The sequence below is a fragment of the Thioclava sediminum genome, assembly GCF_002020355.1.
Lineage (GTDB): Bacteria > Pseudomonadota > Alphaproteobacteria > Rhodobacterales > Rhodobacteraceae > Thioclava > Thioclava sediminum.
In genome coordinates this window covers 231,386-251,441 of the sequence record NZ_MPZV01000002.1, presented here as the reverse complement: position 1 = coordinate 251,441, position 20,056 = coordinate 231,386, and the positions used below count along the sequence as shown (strand labels likewise).

The 20,056-nt window shown below is 65.8% G+C and carries 19 protein-coding genes; 11 read left to right on the top strand and 8 right to left on the bottom strand.

The window, feature by feature from the left end:
* Positions 1–99 precede the first annotated feature (99 nt).
* Both BMI91_RS08425 and BMI91_RS08420 read right to left on the bottom strand, forming a co-directional pair.
* Positions 100–1,917: a D-alanyl-D-alanine carboxypeptidase family protein gene (locus tag BMI91_RS08425; protein WP_425274933.1), complete on the bottom strand. Its 1,818-nt coding sequence runs from the start codon at positions 1,915–1,917 to the stop codon at positions 100–102.
* A gap of 287 nt (positions 1,918–2,204) precedes the next feature.
* Positions 2,205–2,903 (bottom strand): HAD family hydrolase, encoded by a 699-nt coding sequence (locus BMI91_RS08420; protein WP_078604646.1) that lies wholly within the window; start codon positions 2,901–2,903, stop codon positions 2,205–2,207.
* A gap of 120 nt (positions 2,904–3,023) precedes the next feature.
* Here BMI91_RS08420 and clpS point away from each other — a divergent pair, with 120 nt between their 5' ends.
* From clpS to BMI91_RS08405, 3 genes are all read left to right on the top strand, one after another.
* Complete coding sequence (clpS, locus tag BMI91_RS08415; protein ID WP_078520398.1) at positions 3,024–3,350, top strand: ATP-dependent Clp protease adapter ClpS; 327 nt, start codon at positions 3,024–3,026, stop codon at positions 3,348–3,350.
* 79 nt (positions 3,351–3,429) lie between these two features.
* On the top strand, positions 3,430–4,509 hold the full coding sequence (locus tag BMI91_RS08410) for a class I SAM-dependent methyltransferase (RefSeq protein WP_078604645.1): 1,080 nt from the start codon (positions 3,430–3,432) through the stop codon (positions 4,507–4,509).
* A gap of 40 nt (positions 4,510–4,549) precedes the next feature.
* Positions 4,550–5,359 carry an SDR family NAD(P)-dependent oxidoreductase gene (locus BMI91_RS08405; RefSeq protein WP_078520396.1) on the top strand — a complete coding sequence of 270 codons (810 nt, stop codon included), beginning with the start codon at positions 4,550–4,552 and terminating at the stop codon, positions 5,357–5,359.
* Between the two features lie 3 nt (positions 5,360–5,362).
* Here BMI91_RS08405 and BMI91_RS08400 read toward each other — a convergent pair whose 3' ends face one another.
* Complete coding sequence (locus BMI91_RS08400; protein ID WP_078541972.1) at positions 5,363–6,568, bottom strand: MFS transporter; 1,206 nt, start codon at positions 6,566–6,568, stop codon at positions 5,363–5,365.
* 180 nt (positions 6,569–6,748) lie between these two features.
* On the opposite strand from BMI91_RS08400, the gene BMI91_RS08395 reads away from it, so the two are divergent.
* Positions 6,749–7,309 carry a hypothetical protein gene (locus BMI91_RS08395; RefSeq protein ID WP_078604644.1) on the top strand — a complete coding sequence of 187 codons (561 nt, stop codon included), beginning with the start codon at positions 6,749–6,751 and terminating at the stop codon, positions 7,307–7,309.
* 4 nt (positions 7,310–7,313) lie between these two features.
* Here the strand turns inward: BMI91_RS08395 and hemC are convergent, their stop codons facing one another.
* Positions 7,314–8,267 (bottom strand): hydroxymethylbilane synthase, encoded by a 954-nt coding sequence (gene hemC, locus BMI91_RS08390; protein WP_075774169.1) that lies wholly within the window; start codon positions 8,265–8,267, stop codon positions 7,314–7,316.
* A 99-nt stretch (positions 8,268–8,366) separates the two neighbouring features.
* On the opposite strand from hemC, the gene hemE reads away from it, so the two are divergent.
* Positions 8,367–9,398, top strand: a complete 1,032-nt coding sequence (hemE, locus tag BMI91_RS08385; RefSeq protein WP_078604643.1) for a uroporphyrinogen decarboxylase — start codon at positions 8,367–8,369, stop codon at positions 9,396–9,398.
* 143 nt (positions 9,399–9,541) lie between these two features.
* Here the strand turns inward: hemE and hemF are convergent, their stop codons facing one another.
* The gene (gene hemF, locus BMI91_RS08380) at positions 9,542–10,441 is read right to left on the bottom strand and encodes an oxygen-dependent coproporphyrinogen oxidase (RefSeq protein ID WP_078604642.1); all 900 of its coding nucleotides are present in this window, start codon (positions 10,439–10,441) and stop codon (positions 9,542–9,544) included.
* Positions 10,442–10,556: 115 nt separating this feature from the next.
* On the opposite strand from hemF, the gene BMI91_RS08375 reads away from it, so the two are divergent.
* Positions 10,557–10,964, top strand: coding sequence for a hypothetical protein (locus BMI91_RS08375; protein WP_078604641.1), 408 nt, complete (start codon positions 10,557–10,559; stop codon positions 10,962–10,964).
* Between the two features lie 4 nt (positions 10,965–10,968).
* Here BMI91_RS08375 and BMI91_RS08370 read toward each other — a convergent pair whose 3' ends face one another.
* Positions 10,969–11,631, bottom strand: coding sequence for an arylesterase (locus tag BMI91_RS08370; RefSeq protein ID WP_244176592.1), 663 nt, complete (start codon positions 11,629–11,631; stop codon positions 10,969–10,971).
* A gap of 40 nt (positions 11,632–11,671) precedes the next feature.
* Between BMI91_RS08370 and BMI91_RS08365 the strand changes: the two genes are divergently transcribed.
* Together BMI91_RS08365 and BMI91_RS08360 are read left to right on the top strand one after the other, a co-directional pair.
* Entirely contained in the window at positions 11,672–12,370 is a 699-nt protein-coding gene (locus tag BMI91_RS08365) for an ABC transporter ATP-binding protein (protein WP_078604639.1), read from the top strand.
* The gene (locus BMI91_RS08360) at positions 12,367–14,874 is read left to right on the top strand and encodes an ABC transporter permease (protein WP_078604638.1); all 2,508 of its coding nucleotides are present in this window, start codon (positions 12,367–12,369) and stop codon (positions 14,872–14,874) included. The genes BMI91_RS08365 and BMI91_RS08360 overlap by 4 nt, the downstream gene beginning before the upstream one ends.
* Before the next feature lie 136 nt (positions 14,875–15,010).
* Here the strand turns inward: BMI91_RS08360 and BMI91_RS08355 are convergent, their stop codons facing one another.
* Positions 15,011–15,472, bottom strand: coding sequence for a lytic transglycosylase domain-containing protein (locus BMI91_RS08355; protein ID WP_078541963.1), 462 nt, complete (start codon positions 15,470–15,472; stop codon positions 15,011–15,013).
* A gap of 104 nt (positions 15,473–15,576) precedes the next feature.
* Positions 15,577–17,805, bottom strand: a complete 2,229-nt coding sequence (locus tag BMI91_RS08350) for a heavy metal translocating P-type ATPase (RefSeq protein WP_078604637.1) — start codon at positions 17,803–17,805, stop codon at positions 15,577–15,579.
* 127 nt (positions 17,806–17,932) lie between these two features.
* Here BMI91_RS08350 and BMI91_RS08345 point away from each other — a divergent pair, with 127 nt between their 5' ends.
* The 3 genes from BMI91_RS08345 (at position 17,933) to mnmH (ending at position 19,919) form a co-directional block, all read left to right on the top strand.
* Complete coding sequence (locus BMI91_RS08345) at positions 17,933–18,139, top strand: YgaP family membrane protein (RefSeq protein WP_078604636.1); 207 nt, start codon at positions 17,933–17,935, stop codon at positions 18,137–18,139.
* A 146-nt stretch (positions 18,140–18,285) separates the two neighbouring features.
* Positions 18,286–18,870 carry a L,D-transpeptidase gene (locus BMI91_RS08340; RefSeq protein WP_078604635.1) on the top strand — a complete coding sequence of 195 codons (585 nt, stop codon included), beginning with the start codon at positions 18,286–18,288 and terminating at the stop codon, positions 18,868–18,870.
* Positions 18,870–19,919: a tRNA 2-selenouridine(34) synthase MnmH gene (gene mnmH / locus BMI91_RS08335; RefSeq protein ID WP_078604634.1), complete on the top strand. Its 1,050-nt coding sequence runs from the start codon at positions 18,870–18,872 to the stop codon at positions 19,917–19,919. Before BMI91_RS08340 ends, mnmH begins: the two co-directional genes overlap by 1 nt.
* The last annotated feature ends 137 nt before the right edge of the window (positions 19,920–20,056 follow it).

Here is a 20,056-nt window from a genome sequence, read left to right as displayed (position 1 = left end):
TCGGTGCGATCCGCGCGGCGGGTGCCATAAGGTCCGGAAAAAGGAAAAGCCGCGCTGACCAAGCGCGGCTTTTCATATTTTGCCCCTAAGGGAAGACTCTCAGGGGCCGACCACTTTGCAGTCCATAGCGCGAGACTCGAGCCTTGCACAGGCCAGTTGTGCCATGTCTTGGGTCATTCCTACGAAATTCGCCTCATAACCGGTCTTTCGGGTGGCCACTTTGCGCAAAGCTTCGCCCAAAGTGTCGCTTTCCATCAGTGCCGTGGTCAGCATGTGGCGCTCTGCGGCGAATCGCGAACCGAACAGGCCGAGGCTGACACCCCAGTTGCGCCCACCCGAGCTGGAGACGCGGGCGACCACGCGCGGTTTCTGCTCGGGGGCCGGGGCAGGGGGGGTGAGAGCGGCGAGAATGATCTCGCTTTTGCGCTTCTCGGGGGCTGCGGCCATCTGCGCGGTCTCGGGCTGCGGGTCCGTCGATTGCACGAAGCTGGACGGGGCCTTGGCGCCATCGGCTTTGCCGTTTTGATCCAGATCGAGCGTATGCGCCTCGGCCAGCTCCATCGTCTCCGGCTGCGGCTGGGTGGACTGGACGAATTTCGGGCCGTCCGACGCGCCGGGCTCGTAGGAGGCAAGCTGCACGTCGCTCGGCTCTTCGCTGCCATCCGCGCTGGCCTTGCCGGCGGCGACGGCGGCGTCATGCGCCTGCGCCTGAGCCAGCGGGGTAGCCTTGGTCACCTCGGCCGGAAGCGCCTTCGTCGCGTCCGCGACCTGAATCTCGCGCGGGTTGCGCTGCGGGCGGGGGCTTGCGGTGATCTCCGCGCCGATCCCGAGCGTGCCAGCATCGGCCACGACGACATCTTGCGTGTCCGCAGTAGCGTCCTGCGCGCCTTCGGCCACGTCCTCGGGGATGTCGGTGCTCTCATCCACCTGATCGGCCTGCACCGCGGCGGCGAGCGCCATCGAGATCGCATCGCTATCCGCAGTCGGCGCGGTCGGGCGGATATCGGGGCGCGGGCTCTTCTTCGGCGCGAGGTTGGCCATCAGCATCGGCGATTGCGCGGGCTCGATATATTGCGGGATCCGGGGGCGGTTCGTCGGCGCGTTATTCGGAGCGCGCTTGAAGCCCAGATCCAGCAGATCGGCCATTTTCGCGTTGCGCTGCGCAGTGGAGGTGCCGCCGAAGACGGTCGCGATGATGCGCTTGTTGCCGCGCTGTGCCGAGGCGGTCAGGTTGAAGCCCGAGGCCGAGGTGTAGCCGGTTTTGATACCATCCGCGCCCTTATAGGCCGCGAGGAATTTGCGGTTCGTCGAATAGACGGTGCGCACTTTCGCATCCGCCGAGCGGCGCGAGAAAATGTTGTAATATTGCGGATAGTCGAAGAACAGGTGACGGCCCATGATCGTCATGTCATGCGCCGAGGACAGGTGGCCCTTGCGGGTCAGGCCGTTGGCATTGACGAAATGGGTGTTCTTCATGCCCAGCTGCCGGGCGGTGCGGTTCATCCGCGCGGCGAAACCTTCTTCCGAGCCGCCGATGTAATCGCCAAGCGCCGCAGCGGCGTCATTGGCGGATTTGATCGCGGCGGCGCGGATCAGGTAGCGCACGGCGATCTTCTGACCGGGGCGCAGGCCGAGACGCGAGGGCGGCTGGCTGGCGGCGTGCTTCGTCACGGTGACGATGGAATCGAGGCTGAACTCGCCATGCTCGATCGCCTGGAAGGTGATGTAGAGCGTCATCATCTTCGTCAGCGACGCAGGATGCAGCGGCGTGTCGGCATTCTTGGAGTAGAGAACTTCGCCCGATCGCATGTCCATGACCATCGCCGCGTAGGGCGCGGCCTGCGCAGCGATCGGCGCAATGAGTGTCAGAAGGATTACGAATAGCCCATCACGGACCCAGCGCATCAGCGTGGTCACGGTTTCACCTATTTCACTGCCTCAAATTTGCCCCTTCTTGCGTTGCCGATCTGAGCCAGCTTGCGGGGCTTGTTAGCGAGAAGCGTAGCATGGGTGTTGCAGGCTGGAAACTGTCTATTTTCAAGAGCTTTCACTGCGACATTCATGCAATACCGCAATATGTGGTAGGTCTCTCGCGAAGTTGTCTCTAGCAGTGGTTGGTTCCGCTCGCGCGCGCGTGAGGTCATGCGGCAGGTGACGCGACGCAAAGGCGCGGCGCTCGCAAAATTTTTCTGAGAAGAAAGATTTTAGTCCGTGATTTTCGCGACGAAATTTGGCAGCGCGCCGAGGTCCGGCAATTCCGCGAAGCGGGGATGATCCATCGGGGGCTCGGCATGCTCGAAAGCCCATGTCAATTCATGGGGCACATGCACGCCCCAGCCGCCCGCTTCGATCATCGGGATCACGTCGGATTTCAGCGAATTTCCCGCCATCAGACCGTGCTCCGCCCCTTCGGCATGGCGCGCGAAAATCTCGGTGTAGATCGGGGGCTTCTTGTCCGAGACGATCTCGACCGCGTCGAACAACTCGCCCAAGCCTGACTGCGCCAGCTTGCGCTCCTGGTCGATCAGGTCGCCCTTCGTCACCAGAAGGATGCGGTAGTCGTCCGACAGCGCCTCGATCGTTTCGCGTGCATGGGGCAGCAACTCTATCGGGTGCGACAGCATCTCCCGCCCTGCCGCGAGAATCTCCGACAGGATCGTCGCGGGCACGCGGCCTTCGCTCACTTCGATCGCGGTTTCGATCATCGACAGGGTGAAGCCTTTGATGCCAAAGCCGTAATGCGCGATGTTGCGACGTTCCGCCGCGATCAGCCGCTCTGCCAGATGATCGGGCTCGGCGTGGTCGCGCAGCAATTCGGTAAAGTGGTCATGCGTGAGTTGAAAGAAACGCTCGTTATGCCAAAGCGTATCATCCGCATCGAAGCCAATCGCCGTGAGCCGCATGGTCCCGCCTTTCTCGTCACAGGTGTCGAAGGACTTTTCATATGTCACGAAGACCCTATATTCCGCCAGAGCCCCTCAACGATTCCTGATGCCGGAGCGCCCTTGACCGAGCCTCTTTACATGATGTCCGACGACGACCAGGACGACAGCGATAACGACGCGTCCCTCGCGACCAAGACACGGCCGAAGACGCAGCGCCCGCCGATGTACAAGGTCATGTTGTTGAACGACGATTACACGCCGATGGAATTCGTCGTCCATATCCTCGAGCGGTTCTTCGGTCTGAACCACGCGCAGGCGTTCGAGATCATGCTGACCGTGCACAAGAAGGGCCTTGCGGTGGTCGGGGTCTTCTCTTTCGAGGTGGCCGAGACGAAGGTGGCGCAGGTGATGGATTTCGCGCGCCGCCACCAGCACCCGCTGCAATGCACGATGGAGAAGGACTAAAGGCCGCCCAAGCGGTTCCTTGCAAATTCAGTCGCGCCCGCCTATTCGGCGGGCTCGTTTCTTTCAGAGGGTTCCCTGCATGAGCCATCCGCGACTTTCGCTCGCTCTCGAGATGCCCGAGGCGCTTCCGCCCGAGGGAGACATCGCGCTGTTCGCGCCTGTGGGCACGCTGGACCTCGGCGGTCTTCCGGTCGATCGCCTCGTCGCGATTCAGCCCGAAAAACCCGACCATGACGTGCTCGCGCAGCGCGGCGTTCGCGTCTCGCCGACTGCCGAGGGCAGCTATGCCGCCGCGATCATCTTCGCGCCCCGCGCCAAGGCCGAAGCCCGCGCGCTGATTGCCGAAGCCTGTCAGCGCGTGGCGCCGGGCGGGCCGATCTATATCGACGGGGTGAAGACCGAAGGGATCGACTCGCTGCTCAAGGAGTTGCGGGGACGGGTGGAGCTGTCCGCGCCGATCGCAAAGGCCCATGGCAAGATCGCATGGTTCTTCGCAGCCCCCGACCTGCTGACCGACTGGGCGGCTCAGGACATCCACCCGGTCGAAGGCTTCGTGACCCGTCCGGGCGTGTTCTCCGCGGATGCGGTGGATGAGGGCTCGGCGCTTCTGGCGGAGTGCCTGCCGGATAGCCTACCGTCGAAAGTCGCCGACCTCGGCGCGGGCTGGGGCTGGCTCTCGGCGCAGATCCTCGCCCGCAAGGGCGTCGAACGGCTCGATCTGGTCGAGTCGGACGCGGTCGCGCTGGATTGCGCGAAACGCAACATCACCGATCCACGCGCACAGTTCCTTTGGGCCGATGCCACGCGGCATGCGCCGGAAGAGCGCTACACGGCCGTCGTGATGAACCCGCCTTTCCACGGGGCAGCGCGCGGGGCCGATCCGGCACTCGGTCTGGCCTTCATTCAGGCCGCACGCGGGATGCTGTCGCTGTCGGGCACGCTCTGGATGGTGGCGAACCGCCATCTGCCCTATGCCGACGCGCTCGCCGCGGCGTTCCACGAGATTGAAGAGATCACGCCGCCCAGCGGCCCTTCGACCCGTTTCCGTATCATCCGCGCTGCCAAGCCGATCCCCGCCGGGAAGACCCCGGGGAAATCGGCGGGCACGCGCGCCACAGCCGAGCCGAAACGCCGCCTTGCCCCTCGCAAGCGGCGCTAAGCTCGCCTAACCTGCCTCAACATCCACGAGGAGACACCCAATGTCCCTTTCTGTTTCCGGCAAGACCGTCATCGTCACGGGCGCAGCCCACGGTATCGGTCAGGCCATCGCGCGCCATTTCGTCGATCGCGGCGCGCAGGTGATGTTTGCCGATATCGATGAAGAGAAGCTTGCCGCCGAACTGGGCGACACGGCCAAGACCGAAGGGCCGGTGCGCTATTTCTCGGGCGATCTGTGCGAGAAGCTGGCGGTGAAGAACCTGCTCTCGGCCACCGTGGACGCGTTCGACCGGATCGACATTCTGGTGAACTGTGCGCGTACCTTCGCGCCCTGCGATCCGCTTGATCCGTCCGTCGAGGTGCTCGATTCGATGCTGTCGCAGAACATGAAATCGGCGCTGCGGGTCAGTCAGATGACCGCCAAGCGGATGATCAAGCAGGCCGAGGATGAGGGTCGGACCGAAGGCGAGATCGGCTCGATCATCAACGTCTCGACGCTGGCCTCGAACCGTACCCAGCCCGAGTTGATGGCCTATTCGATCGCCTGCGCGGCGCAGGATCAGGCGATCCGCTCGCTCGCCGTGGCGCTCGCGCCGAAGCGGATCCGGGTGAACGGCGTCAGCTTCGCTTCGGTGATGAGCCGCTCGCTGCAGGATGCGCTGAAGGAAAACGACGACTGGCGAGAGGCGATCTGCGAAGGCACGCCGCTGGGCCGGATCGCGCCGCCGTCGGAGCTGGCAGAGACGGTGCAGTATCTGGCGTCTTCGGGGGCGAGCTTCGTCACCGGGCAGATCATCAATGTCGATGGCGGGCGCAGCCTTCTCGACCGCGTGCAGGTCCCGGCCTTCTAAGGCTCAGGACCGCGCCGCGCGCCGGTCCATCGCCCAGAGTACGCCCGCGCCGGCCACGCCCAGAAGGGCGCCTGCCGCTGCGGCCAGCTCATAGCCCGCAATAGCCGTTCCAATGGCGAAGATGGCCGCCGAGAACCCGTCGCCTGCCAGTTTCTGCAGCGCCATCAATGAGGCCCCCGCGCCGGGCCGGTTCGACAGCAGGTCCTGCAGATAGGCCATCGGTTGGGTCAGCACGACCGCGCCGCCGATCGCGCCAGGCAGGGCGAGAAACCAGACGTAAGGCGTGGGCGCAAGCAGCGGCAGCAGCCCCAGATGGGTTGCGTAAAGCGCAGCCCCGATCCAGATCATCGTCGTGCGCTCGATCCGACCCAGAACCAGCGGCAGCGCCAGCATGAAGGGCACCTCCAGCCCCGCCATGAGCCCTGCGTAAAGCGCGGTATCGGCGGCCCCACGACCGGGCGTCGCCTCGAACACGAGCCCCATCACGACGAGATAGAGCATGATCGACCCGTTGATCGTCCCAAGCGCCACGACGCGGGCGAGGATCGGCAGGTTCGCCATCTCGTGCAGGGATTGCCGGAAAGTCAGCCCCGATTTCGGGTCGGGCCAGCGCGTCGCGCCGTCGCGCGGCCAGAACAGGAAGGTCAGCGCGAGGATCGTAGCCCCCAACGTCAGCGTCACCGGGTAGATCGAGGTCATCGCAGCGCCTCGGTCGAAGACCACCGACCAGATCGGCAGCACCACCACCCAGGGCAGCGCGAAGAGCGCGCGCAGCGTCGAGAGGATCGCGGGCCGGTCCTCTGCGGGGTGGGTCGAGGCTGCAAGCCTTGAGAGTGCGAAGAGCTGGCCGAAGATCGATGCCGAGAGCGGCAAGATCAGCGCGTTGGCGATCACGAAGACCACCCAGTTGTCGCCCGCCAGCACCAGCCCCGAGCCTACGATCAGCATCGCCGAGGTGCCAAGCGCGATGGCCCGGCGGTTCGCGCGCTGATCGGCGAGGATGCCAAGCCCGACCGAGGCCGAGACCGACAGCACCGAGGCGACCATCAGCACGCCCGAATAAGCGCGGTCCGAGAGGCCGAAGACCTTGATCGCCAGCGCCGAGACATAGGGCCCCATCGTCGCCGCATGGGCGCCGAACAGCACCAGCAAAATGGCGGCGAGGCGCAGAGCAGGATCGGAGAGGACAAGGCGGATCGGACGTAGCATGTCGCCGCTTTGCGCCTTCGGGCGTCCAAGTTCAAGAGGCAGCCGCGAAGCCTTACTCGTGGAGCTACAAAGGCTTAGCGAAATGCTCGGCGAAAAACCGCCACAGGCAGGGAACGGCTGCGCTGGAAACCTAGTTCAAAAGGCAGGGCGGGAGAGGTTGTACATGTAAAAGGAAGCATCATGCTCTCGCGTCATATCGCACTGAAGTTCGACAATGTGATCCGCAATATCCTGCTGCGCGCGGAGGTTCCGCCCGCGCAGGTGACGACCCCGCGGCTGGGCCGTCTGGAAGATGCCGAAACCGCTCTGGAACAGGAGTGCGCCCGCGTGGTGCTGGCGATGCCGCAAGAAGAGCGCGGGGTTCTGAGCCTGACCTACGGCCTCAGCGGTCACGCCCCGATCCCGCCGCATCGCGCTGCCGACGTGCTCGGTTGGACGCTGATCCAGACGATGACGATAGGGGAGGGCGCGATCCTGCGGTTGCGTAATGCCAAGTCCGCGCGTGCCGCGTTCGAGCCGCTTCTGGAGGCTCTGCATCCGCGCCTGCTCGCGGCGGCGGACGAGATCTACGAGATGCGTCTGGCCGATGTGCCGCGCAAGCGCCGCGACAAGGTGCTCAAAAACCTCTGGTGCGATATCAGCCCGCTGGAACGCCTTGCCCTGCGCGGCTTCGGCGACGGCGAAATCCCCGAGATGGAGCGGGCGCTGGAGCGCCGCGCCGCCGGTCAGCTTCTGTGCTGAGTGCTCAGCGCCAGTCGAAGAACCCTTCGCCCGCCTGAGACAGCAGATCGCGCGCGAGGTGTTCGCCCATCGCGGCGCCCTCGTCGATATTGCCCCAGCGCTCGCCCGCGAGCGCCTCGGAACCGTCGGGACGCAGGATCTGGCCGCGCAGCCAGAGCCGGTCGCCCTCGATCAGCGCAAGCCCCGCAATCGGCGTTTCGCAAGAGCCGTCCAGCGTCGCGAGGAAGGCGCGTTCGGCCAGCAGGCGCTGCTCGGTCACCAGATCATGAATCGGCGCGAGAAGCGCCTCGGCGCGGGCATCGGCCATCCGGCGTTCGATCCCAATCGCGCCTTGCGCGACGGCCGGCAGCATCTCCTCGGGAGCGATGGGCCCGCGCGCCGAGTCCTCCATCCCCAGACGCCGCAGCCCCGCATAGGCGAGGAAGCTCGCCGCAGCGACGCCGTCCGCCAGCTTCTTCAGCCGGGTCTGCACATTGCCGCGAAACTCGACAAGTTTCAGATCGGGGCGCACATGGGCAAGCTGCGCCCGGCGGCGCAGGCTGGACGTGCCGACCGTCGCGCCTTCGGGCAGGGCCATGATCGAGTCGTATTCGAGACTGACGAAGGCATCGCGCACGTCTTCGCGCGGCAGGTAGCAATCGAGCACCAGCCCCTCGGGCTGCTCGGTCGGCATGTCCTTCATCGAATGCACGGCGATATCGATGCGGCCATCGACCATGGCCTCTTCGATTTCCTTCGTGAACAGGCCCTTGTTGCCGATCTCCTTGAGCGGCTTGTCCGCCGCGATCATCGCCCGGTCGTCGCCCGTGGTCTTGATCACCACGACTTCGAAAGCGTCTTCGGGCAGACCATGCGCGGCCATCAGCCGGTCACGGGTCTCATAGGCCTGCGCCAGCGCCAGCGGCGAGCCGCGGGTGCCGATCTTGAGCGGGGATTTCGCATCGGGCATCTGTGTCATGGCCCCGGAATATCCGCGACAGATGGACCTTGCAAGAAGCCCTGCGCTTGACATGACGCCACAGGTCGCGTCGAAGGGGTGCAAAGAGGAGGCGCAAGAATGACCGACAAGACGATCCTGCGAGCTTTGAAAGGCGAAGTGCTGCCGACCCCTCCGGTCTGGATGATGCGGCAGGCAGGGCGCTATCTGCCGGAATATCGCGCGACGCGGGCGAAGGCGGGCGACTTCCTGTCGCTGTGCTACAATCCCGAACTGGCCGCCGAAGTGACGCTGCAACCGATCCGCCGCTACGGCTTCGACGCGGCGATCCTGTTTGCCGACATTCTGCTGCTGCCGCAGGCTCTGGGCGCCGATCTGTGGTTCGTCACCGGCGAGGGTCCGCGCCTCTCGACCATCACCGGGGCGGACGGCTTCGCCAAGCTCAAGACCAAGGACGACATCCACGAGACGCTCAACCCGGTCTATGAGACCGTCTCGATCCTCTCGGAAGAACTGCCGAAAGAGACCACGCTCATCGGGTTCGCCGGCGCGCCGTGGACCGTCGCGACCTATATGATCGCGGGTCGCGGCACGAAAGATCAGGGCCCGGCCCATGCGCTGAAGGCCGAAGATCGCGAGACTTTCGTGAAGATCATCGACCTGCTTACCGTCTCGACCATCGAATACCTGTCGAAACAGGTCGAGGCCGGGGCCGAGGTCGTGAAGATCTTCGACAGCTGGGCGGGCTCGCTCAAAGGTCAGGATTTCGAGGATTTCGCCGTCGAACCCGCCCGCAAGATCATCTCCGAGATGAAAGCGCGCTTCCCGGGCCTGCCGGTCATCGCCTTCCCGCGCGAGGCGGGCGAGGGTTATATCGGCTTCCATCAGAAGACCGGCGCCGATTGCGTCGCGCTCGACAATTCGATCACGCCGGAATGGGGCGCCGAACATGTTCAGGTGTCCGGCTGCGTGCAGGGTAACCTCGCGTCGTCGCATATGGTCACCGGCGGTCAGGCGCTGATCGACGAGACGCGCCACGTGGTGAAAGCTTTCAGCAAGGGCCCGCATATCTTCAATCTCGGCCACGGGATCACTCCCGATGCCGATCCGGAGAATGTGGCCCTGATGGTCGAAACGATCCGCAACGGCTGACGCGCGGTTTCGACCGAGCGCGCGTCCGAGTATGCGGGCGCGCATCCCCCTCTTCCTCTTGGCGAAAATATCCCGGGGTGAATGCGCGCAAGCGCAGAGGGGCAGCGCCCCTCCAACCTTGGGCCTATGCGCGCCTTATCCCCTCAATACCACTTCGCGACCGGCGGCAGGCTCATCAGAACCGCATCTGCGTTATGCCCGGTCTCGAGCCCGAATTTCGTGCCCCGGTCATAGACCAGATTGTATTCCGCATAGAGCCCGCGATGGCGCAGCTGGGTCTCGCGGTCGTCTTCGGACCAGTCCTGCACGCGGCGTTTCTCGATCAGCGGCTGGAAGGCGGGCAGGAAGCCCGCGCCGACCGATTGTGTGAAGGCGAAATCATCCTCCCACTCGCCGGTGTTCAGATCGTCGTAGAAAATCCCGCCGACGCCGCGCGCCCGACCGCGATGGGGGATGAAGAAATACTCGTCCGCCCAGGCTTTGAAATGGTCGTAATAGGTCTTGTCATGGGCGTCGCAGGCGGCCTGCATCTCGGCGTGGAAATGCGCGGTGTCTTCGTCATACTCAAGACAGGGATTGAGGTCGGCACCGCCGCCGAACCACCACGCGCCGGGCGTCCAGAACATGCGGGTGTTCATGTGCACGGCAGGGCAATGCGGGTTCTGCATATGTGCGACGAGGCTGATCCCGGAGGCCCAGAAGCGCGGGTCGTCCTCCATCCCCGGCACGCCGCGTGCGGCCATCGCCTTTTGCGCGCGGGGTGCCAGTTCGCCCCAGACGGTGGAGATGTTCACGCCGACCTTCTCGAAGACGCGGCCGCCGCGCATCACGCTCATCTTGCCGCCGCCATGATCCTCGCCGTTCGGCCCCTTGCGCTCGGTCGGCGTCACCTCGAACCGGCCCGGCGCCTGATCGGAAAGCGGGCCTTGCGCATGGCTGTCTTCCAGCCCCTCGAACGCCGTGACGATCCGGTCGCGCAGGTCGGAAAACCACTGGCTCGCGCGGGCCTTGCGGGCGTCGAAATCCTCAACCGTATCAGTCATGCGTAGGGCCTCCCAAATCTTTAGCGTGATCCTTATCAGGCGCTGAGGGATGCGGGAAGGGCGCGATTGATCGCGGTCGGAAGCGGGCGTAGGCTGAACGCGAAGGAGACCGCCCATGCGCCACGCCCTGATGCTGATCCCGCTCGTCCTGCTCGCCGCCTGCGGCACCCCGCAGGAGCGTTGCATCCGCCAGTCCACGACCGAATTGCGGCGCGTCACCAATCTGGTGGGCGAGGTGCAGGGTAACATCGCGCGGGGCTACGCGTGGCAGAGCTACGAGACCACGTCGAGCCGCTGGGAAATCTGCGGCTACGACACGATCACCAAGGGCGACAAGGTGATCCAGAGGCCGCGTATGTGCCTTGAGGATTACACGGTGACGCGGCAGCGCCCGATTCCGATCGATCCGGCCGCCGAGAAACGCAAGCTGGAAGCGCTTCTGAAGCGGCAGGCGGAGCTGTCGAAGGCCGCCGAGGCGCAGATCGCGGCCTGCAAGGCGGCCTATCCCGAAGAGGAGAGCTGAGCGCTCAGCTCCCCTGTTTCACCTTCGCGAGCAGTTCCAGCACCTTTGGACCCAGAGCAGAAACCACCTTCTTCACCCCTTCGGGCGAGGGATGGATATTGTCGGGCTGCATCAGGTCGGTCTTGGCGCGCTCCTCGATCGGGGTCTCCGTGATCGGAGCGAGCAGGTTGGGCACCAGAACGGCATCGTATTTCTTCGCCAGATCGGGATAGATCGCGTCGAAATCCTGCTGATATTTCGGCCCGAAATTCCCCGGTGCGGGCAGCCCCGCCAGCAGCGCCGGAATGCCCTTCGCCTGCAGTTTCGCCAGAATGCCATCGAGGTTCGCCCGCGCCTGTTCCGGCGGCAGCCCGCGCAGCAGGTCATTGCCGCCCAAGGCCACGATCACCGCGTCGGGCTGGGGCGTCAGCAGCCAGTCGATCCGCGACAGCCCGCCTGCGGTCGTATCGCCCGAGACGCCCCCATTGATCATCTTCACATCCTGCCCATGACCCTGCAGCCAGCCCTGCAGCTGCGGCACCAGCCCGTCCGCCGGATTATCGAGCCCATAGCCTTGGGTCAGCGAGTCCCCCAATGCGAGGATCGATACCTCCGCCATCGCGGGCCCGGCCCCCAGAGCCAGCCCTGCGGCGATAAAACCCGCCGCGATCCGCTTGCGTATCCCCATCCGCGGCCCATATCCCTTTGAAGCAAAAGAAAGACGGCGCATGAGTGACACGATCCTTGAGTTGAAAGACGCGCGGCTTGCGCTCGATGGCAATACCGGGCCGGTCGAGATCCTCAACGGGATCGACCTGAGCATCGCGAAAGGGGAAAGCGTCGGGCTTACGGGGCCGTCTGGATCGGGCAAATCGTCGCTCCTCATGCTGATGGGCGGGCTCGAACGCGCCACCTCCGGGTCTGTCACCGCTTTGGGCCATGATCTCTCGAAGCTGTCCGAGGATGCGCTGGCGCGGTTTCGTCGGGGTAATATGGGGGTGGTTTTCCAAAGCTTCCACCTCATCCCGACGATGACGGCGCTGGAAAACGTCGCGATGCCGCTTGAGATCGCGGGGGTGGAGCGCCCGTTCGAGCGCGCCGCAGCCGAATTGGACGCCGTCGGGCTGGCGCATCGGCTCGAACATTATCCCAGCCAGATGTCGGGTGGCGAGCAGCAGCGGGTGGCTCTGGCCCGCGCGGTCGCGCCGCGGCCTGCGATCCTGCTGGCCGATGAACCCACCGGCAATCTCGACAGTGCCACGGGCGAGACGATCATCGAGCTGCTCTTTGGTCTGCAGGAGAAACACGGCGCGACGCTGGTTCTCGTGACCCACGCACCGGAACTGGCCGCGCGCTGCGACCGCATCGTGGAGCTGCGCGACGGCGAAGTCGTGGGCGATCACATCGCAACGGACGCCCCCGCATGAGCCTCGCGCTCTCCATCGCCCGGCGCGAGCTGCGCGGCGGCATTCGCGGCTTCTGGGTGATGCTGCTCTGCCTGATGCTGGGTGTAGCGGCGATCGCCTCCGTGGGGCTGGTGCGCTCGGCCATCGAGCGCGCGCTGTCGGATCAGGGCGCGGTGCTGCTGGGCGGCGACGCTCAATACGAATTCACCTATCGCCGCGCCAAGCCCGAGGAGCTGCAATGGATCGCCGACCGCGCCACCGCGGTCTCCGAGGTGATCGATTTTCGCTCGATGCTGTCGACCGGCACCGATCCCGCCGACCGCGCGCTGACGCAGGTGAAGGCAGTGGACGGGGCCTATCCGCTGACCGGAAAGCTGCAGCTTGATCCGCCCGTTGCGCCGGACGCTTTGACGGGGCAGGGCGGCGTGCCGGGGATTTTCCTCGATCCGATCCTCGCCGACCGTCTGGGCCTGAGCCCCGGCGATAAGGTGCAGCTTGGCGGGCAGGATTTCGTGATGATGGCGCGGATCGTGCGCGAGCCGGATTCGACCGGGACGGGGATGGGGCTTGGCCCGCATTCCATCGTCTCGCTCTCGGCCATCGAGAACACGCCGCTTCTCTCGCCGGGCTCGCTTTTCGAGACCGAATACCGCGCGACCCTGCCGCCAGACACCGACCTCGCCACCCTGAAACAGCAGGCCGAGACCCGGTTCGACGGGGCTGGCATGCGCTGGTCCGACCGCCGCCGTGCCGCGCCGGGGGCGGAGCGTTTCGTGCAACGGCTAGGCTCTTTCCTCGTGCTGGTCGGGCTTGCCGGGCTGGCAGTGGGCGGCGTCGGCATCTCAGCCACCGTCGCGGCATGGATCGAACGCAAAGCGCCCACCATCGCCACCCTGCGCGCGCTCGGCGCGACCGGAAGTACGATCCGCGCGGCGTTTCTGCTGCAGCTCGCAGCTCTCGGCCTCGCGGGCATTCTCGCGGGGCTCGTCCTTGGCGCCGGTCTCGTCCTCGGCGCATCCGGCCTGATCGAACGCGCGCTGCCGCTGCCGGTCGAGATCGGGCTCGATCCCGGCCCGCTGGGCGAGGCCGCGCTTTACGGTGCCTTGGTCGCGATGCTGTTTGCCCTCTGGCCGCTCTCGCGCATGTCGAAGATGCGCGCGGCGACGCTTTACCGCGACACCGGCGCAGGCCGCCGCCTGCCGGGCTGGCCCACGCTTGTGCTGACCGTCGCGCTTCTGACGGTCATTGTCTCCGTCTCGGCGTGGTTCTCGGGCCTCTGGACACTGACGCTGGCGAGCCTCGGCGGCATCGCCGTGGCGCTCCTGATCCTCACGCTCGCCGCCAGCCTGATCCGCTGGCTGGCGCGCCGCGCCCAGCATAGCGCCCGGGGCCGCCCCGTGCTGCGCGCAGCCCTTGCCGCGATTGGCGGGCCGCGTTCCGAAGCGCGCTCGGTCATCCTGTCGCTGGGCCTCGGCCTCTCGGTTCTGGCGGCCGTGGGGCAGGTCGATAGCGGTCTGCGCGGGGCGATCGACCGCGATTTGCCGAAGGTCGCACCCGCCTATTTCGTGATCGACATCCAGCCCGACCAGATCCAGCCCTTCACCGATCTGCTGGCGGATATGCCCGAAGTCACCAAGGTCGAAAGCGTGCCGATGCTGCGCGGCGTGATCACCAAGATCAACGGCGAGGACGCGCGCAAGACGCATGGCGAGCATTGGGTGCTGCGCGGCGATCGCGGCGTGACCTATGCCGAGACCCCGCGCGAGAAGATCACCGCAGGCGAATGGTGGCCGAAGGACTATAACGGCCCGCCGCTGGCTAGCTTCTCGGCCAAGGAGGCGCAGGAGATCGGCCTGAAGCTCGGCGATACAATCACGGTGAACATCCTCGGGCGCGACATCACCGCGAAGGTGACCTCGTTCCGCGATGTGGATTTCTCGACCGGCGGGATCGGTTTCGTCCTGACCCTCAATCCGGCGGCACTGCGCGGCGCGCCCCATACATGGCTCGCCACGATCTACGCGCCGCCAAGCGCCGAGGCGCAGGTGATGCGCGATCTGGCGGAGCGTTTCCCCAATATCACTGCGATCCGCGTGCGCGACGCCCTGCAGCGCGTGACCGATGCGCTCTCGGCCATCGCACGGGCGACCTCGCTGGCCGCGGGCGTGACGCTGCTGACGGGCTTCGTCGTGCTGATCGGTGCGGCAGCGGCAGGCGAGCGGGAGCGGGCCTGGGAGGCTGCGATGCTCAAGACGCTCGGCGCCACGCGCGGGGCGATCCTAGCGAGCTTCGCGCTGCGTTCGGCACTGATGGGCGCGGCGGCGGGTCTGGTCGCGATCCTCTTCGGCGGGCTCGCGGGTTGGGCCGTGGTCGATCTGGTGATGGGGGCGGAGTTCCATTTCGCCCCGCTCCCCGCGCTTCTGATCGTCGCGGGCGGCGTTATCGCGACGCTGCTGGCCGGTCTGGTCTTCGCGCTGCGTCCCTTGGCGGCGCGGCCTGCGGGGGTGTTGCGCGCGCCTGAGTGAGGGCAGCTCTGCTTGGAAACTGTCGGATGCCTCCGGCGGGGATATTTCGGCCAAGCCGAAGGAAGGGCGCTTTGCTTCACCTTGGTTCAAATATCCCCGCGGAGCGTCCTTCGTTCGAGGATGCGCAGGTCGCAGGTCAGCGCAGCCCGGTTTCCCGGAGCAATCCGCGCCGTTTCGCCTCGTAATAATAGCCGCGCGAATACCATTTGACCGCGCGATCTTCCGAGCCATCCGAGACCAGCCACGCGCCGCGCAGGTATTTCACCGCGTATTTCAGGTTGGTGTCGGGGTCGAGCAGGTCATGCGGCTTGCCGCGAAACCCCATGCCACGCGCGGTCTGCGGCAGGATCTGCATCAGCCCGTAATAGGGGCCGTTGCGGGCATCGGCGCGGTAGCGGCTCTCGCGCTGGACCACGCGGTGGGTGAGGCTGCGCGGAACGCCATAATGGTCCGAATAGCGGTTGATCAGGGCGCGGATTTCCGGCGTCTCGTTGCGATGGAGCGGCAGTGCGTAGGCCGGTTTCGCCATCGGCCGCGGCGAGCCGCCACAGGCCGCGAGAGCGCCGAGCGAGAGCAGAAAGAGGCGACGAGTCAGCATGCGGGCGCTCCGGGTGGTGGGTCGCAAGCAGCTAAACGCCGTCGTTGCCGCTTGGGAAGGGCGGAGTTCCAGCCTCGGCGCGCTCTCGCCGATCCACGCCCGGATCAGCGCAGGGCGCGACGCAGGCGCAGCGCGTTGGTGACCACGAAGACCGAGGAGAACGCCATCGCGCCCGCCGCCAGCATCGGTGACAGGCCGGGCCCGCCGAAGGGCACGAGGATGCCCATCGCGACCGGGATCAGCGCGACGTTATAGGCAAAGGCCCAGAACAGGTTTTGCCGGATGTTGCGCATCACCGCGCGCGACAGTTCCAGCGCCATCGCGACACCGTTCGGGTCGCCGCGCATCAGCACGACCTCGGCGGCCTCGATGGCGACATCGGTGCCGGTGCCGATCGCGAGGCCCACGTCGGCAGCAGCCAAGGCAGGCGCATCGTTGATGCCGTCGCCCACGAAGGCGACCGGGCCGATCTGGCGCAGGCTTTCGACCGCGTCGCGCTTGCCGTCGGGCAACACTTCGGCCTCGATCCGGTCGATGCCGAGATCGTGGCCGACCGCTTCCGCAGTGGCGCGCGTGTCGCCGGTGACCATCGCCACCTGCTTGCCCGCCTTGTGGAGGGCGTCGACCGCTTCGCGCGCCTCGGGTTTGATCGGATCCGACAGCGCCATCAGGGCGACAGGGCGATCGTCGAGCGACATCCAGACCGGGGTGCGGCCTTTTGCGGCCAGCGCCTTCGCACGTTCGGCATAGGGGGCGATATCGGCCCCGGCCTCGTCCATCGCACCGGCATTGCCGATCCAGAGCTTCGCGCCTTCGGCCTGCGCGCGCAGCCCCTTGCCGGACAACGCCTTGACGCGTTTGACCGGCGCATGGGCGATGCCGCGCGTCTCAGCCTCGGCGAGGATCGCACGGGCCAGCGGATGCTCCGAGCGCGCCTCGGCCCCTGCAGCGAGCGCGAGGATTTCCGTCTCGGGCAGATCGGCGAGTGGTTCGAGATCGGTCAGGGCGGGGTGGCCTTCGGTCAGCGTCCCGGTCTTGTCGAAGCCCACGACTGCGACTTCCGAGAGGCGTTGCAGCGCGTCGCCGCGGCGGAACAGCAGGCCCAGTTCGGCGCCGCGCCCGGTGCCCACGAGGATCGAGACCGGCGTCGCCAGACCCATCGCGCAGGGGCAGGCGATGATCATCACCGAAATCGCCGCGACGAAGGCATGCGAAAAGCCCATGCCCGCGATCATCCAGATCGCGAAAGTCAGGAGCGACAGCGCCATCACCACGGGCACGAAGACGCGGGTGACCTTGTCGACCAGCGCCTGCACCGGCAGTTTCGCGCCCTGCGCGGCTTCGACCATCGCGATGATCCGCGACAGGACGGTGTCGGCGCCGGTCGCGGTGACGCGGTAGCTCAGCGCGGATTCGCCATTCACCGTGCCGCCGGTGATCGGATCGCCTTCGGATTTCGCGACGGGGACCGGCTCGCCGGTCAGCATGCTCTCGTCGATATGGCCGGCGCCCTCGGCGATCATCCCATCGAGGGCTACGCGCTCGCCGGGGGCGAGCAGAAGGATGTCGCCGGGCACGAGTTCCTCGATCGGACGTTCCTCGACGCCGTTTTCGGTCTGCACGCGCGCGGTCTTGGGCTGCAACCCGATCAGCCGCGAGATCGCCTCGCCTGCGCGGCCCTTGGCGCGCGCCTCCAGCCAGCGGCCCAGCAGGATCAGCGTGACGATGGTCGCCGCCGCCTCGAAATAGACGCCGCGCGCGCTCTCGGGCAGAAGCCCGGGCGCAAGCGTGACGAGGGCGGAATAGACGAACGCGGCGAGCGAGCCCATCGCGACGAGCGAATTCATCTCGGGCGAGCCGCGCAACAGCGCGGGCACCCCGATACGCAGAAAAACGCGGCCTGGGAAGGCCAGCACCAGCGCGGTGAGGATCATCTGTACCCACCAGCTTGCCTGCATCCCGATCGTATTGGCGATCAGGTGATGCATGCCGGGGATCATATGCGCGCCCATCGCGAGCACGAAGACCGGGGCGGTCAGCGCGAGCGCGGTCAGGAACTGGCGCTTGAGCTGGCGCGCCTCCTGCATCTGGCGCTCGGCGGCGCTGGGGCCGCTGGCCATCTCCTCTTTCAGACGGCCCGGATAGCCCGCCTGGTCGAGGGCCGATTTGAGGCTTTCGAGATCGGCAGGCCCGTCGAACTCAACATGCGCACTGCGCGCCATCAGGTTGGCCGAGGCGTTCTGTACGCCGGGTTGTGCCATGAGTGCGCGTTCGACCCGTCCGGTGCAGGCCCCGCAATGCATGGCGTCGATGATAAAAGTGGCTTCGCTCATAGGGCGTTATCTGATCCTGCACGGGGCTGCGGTCAAGCGTCGCGCGACATATGCAAGCAATTGAATTTGTCGTGAGTAACTGTTATATCTTCTGACAACGTAACCTTTTTTCGTGGAGTGCCCTCGAATGAACCTCGACCGTGCGATTTTTGCCTTTGCTGGCGTGATGATCCTGATCTCGCTGCTGCTGGCCGTCTATGTCTCGATATATTGGCTGTGGTTCACCGCCTTCATCGGCGCGAACCTGCTGCAATCGGCTTTCACCGGCTTCTGCCCGGCGGCGATGATCTTCGGCAAGTTCGGCATCAAATCGGGCTGCGCTTTCGGTAAGTAATCGACAAAGCGGCAACGATTGGCGCTGGCCTTTTTCTGACCCGAGACCAAATTCTTGAGAGGGTGGGGCGGCTTTGCTAGCCTCACCCTTGGTTTGTGTCGAACGCGTAGCCGGGAGACGCCGCAGGATTTTGCAGGAGTTTGATAATGGATCGCCGCGCTTTTCTTCTCTCGCTGGCCGCCTTGCCCTTCGCAAGCCTGCCCGCCATTGCCGCAACCGAACCTGCGCAAAGCGTCGAGACCGGGCCGGCCAAGCGCTGGCCGATCGGCTCGCAATATTACCCAACGAAAGTGGCGGTGAAGCCGGATCTGCCGGTGGGCTCGATCATCATCGTCTCGGATAAGTTCTTCCTCTATCACATCGTCGCGCCGGGCGTGGCGATGCGTTACGGCGTGGCCGTCGGCAAGGATGAGCTGAAGTTCCGCGGCACCGCGACGGTGGCGCGCAAGGTCAAGTGGCCGAGCTGGACGCCCACCCGCGAGATGATCGAACGCAATCCGGCCTACAAGAAATACGAGGACGGGATGGAGGGCGGGCCGCAGAACCCGCTCGGCGCGCGGGCGATGTATCTCTACCAGAACGGGCGTGACACCGCGATCCGCATCCACGGCACGACCGAGCCGGGCTCGATCGGGCACGCGGTTTCGAACGGCTGTATCCGGATGGTGAACGATCATGTCATCGATCTGTTCAACAGCGTTCCCGTCGGCACGCAGGTCACTGTCTACTGATGAAACTTACCTCGATTGCCGAGGTCGCCGCGCTCGATTTCGACACGATCATCGATGTGCGCTCACCTTCGGAATTCGCCGAGGATCATATCCCCGGCGCCATCAACCTGCCTGTGCTCGACGATGAGGAGCGCGCCCGTGTCGGCACGATCTACAAGCAGGTCGCGCCGTTCGATGCGCGCAAGATCGGCGCGGCGCTGGTGGCGCGGAATGCTGCGAAACACCTGCAAGGGCCACTGGCCGATAAGGAAGGCGGCTGGCGGCCTCTGGTCTATTGCTGGCGCGGCGGGCAGCGTTCGGGGTCGTTCGCGACGATCCTGAAGCAGGTCGGTTGGCGCGTGGAGCTTGTCGAGGGCGGCTACAAGGCCTTCCGGTCGCTGGTCGTGGAGGCCGGGCTTGCCGCGATGCCCTGTCCGGTGGTCGTTCTCGACGGAAACACCGGCACCGCGAAGACCGACATCCTGAAAGCCGCGCGGGCGCAGGGTGCGCAGGTCATCGATCTGGAGGGGCTCGCCAATCATCGCGGCTCGCTCTTCGGGGCGATGGAGGGCGGCCAGTCCAGCCAGAAGGATTTCGAGTCGCGGCTGATCATGGAGATCGCGGCGCTCGATCCGGCGCGGCCGGTGCTGCTGGAGGCGGAAAGCTCCAAGATCGGTGATCTGCAACTGCCCGCGGGGATCTGGGCCGCGATCAAGGACGCTCCGCGCCTGCGAGTGCGTGCGCCGCTGTCGGAGCGGGCGCAGTACCTGGCGCGGGCCTATGCGGATATCACGGCGGATGCCGATCGGCTGCTGGCGGTGCTCGATCAGCTGCGGCCCTTCCAACCCGCCGAGCGGATCGCGGCGTGGCAGGCACAGGCCACGGCGGGGGAATATGCGGCGCTGGCGGGCGAGCTGATGCGCGACCATTACGATCCACGATACGAGAAGCACCGCGCGCGCCATGTGGAACATGAGCGGGTGATCGAGGCGGAAAGCCTCGCGCCGGAGGCGATCGAGGGGCTGGCTGCGCAGGTGGTGAAAGAGGCGCAGGAGATGGCGGAGCGCTAAGTACGTGAGCCCTCCGCGCGGGCGACCAGTCCCGGGCCGCGCCCGACCCTCCCCCCCGGGAGGGCGCATCGGCGATGTCATCGCGAGTTGGAATGTCTTCCGGACTTGCGAGATAACGCGCCAAGCCACCGACCGGT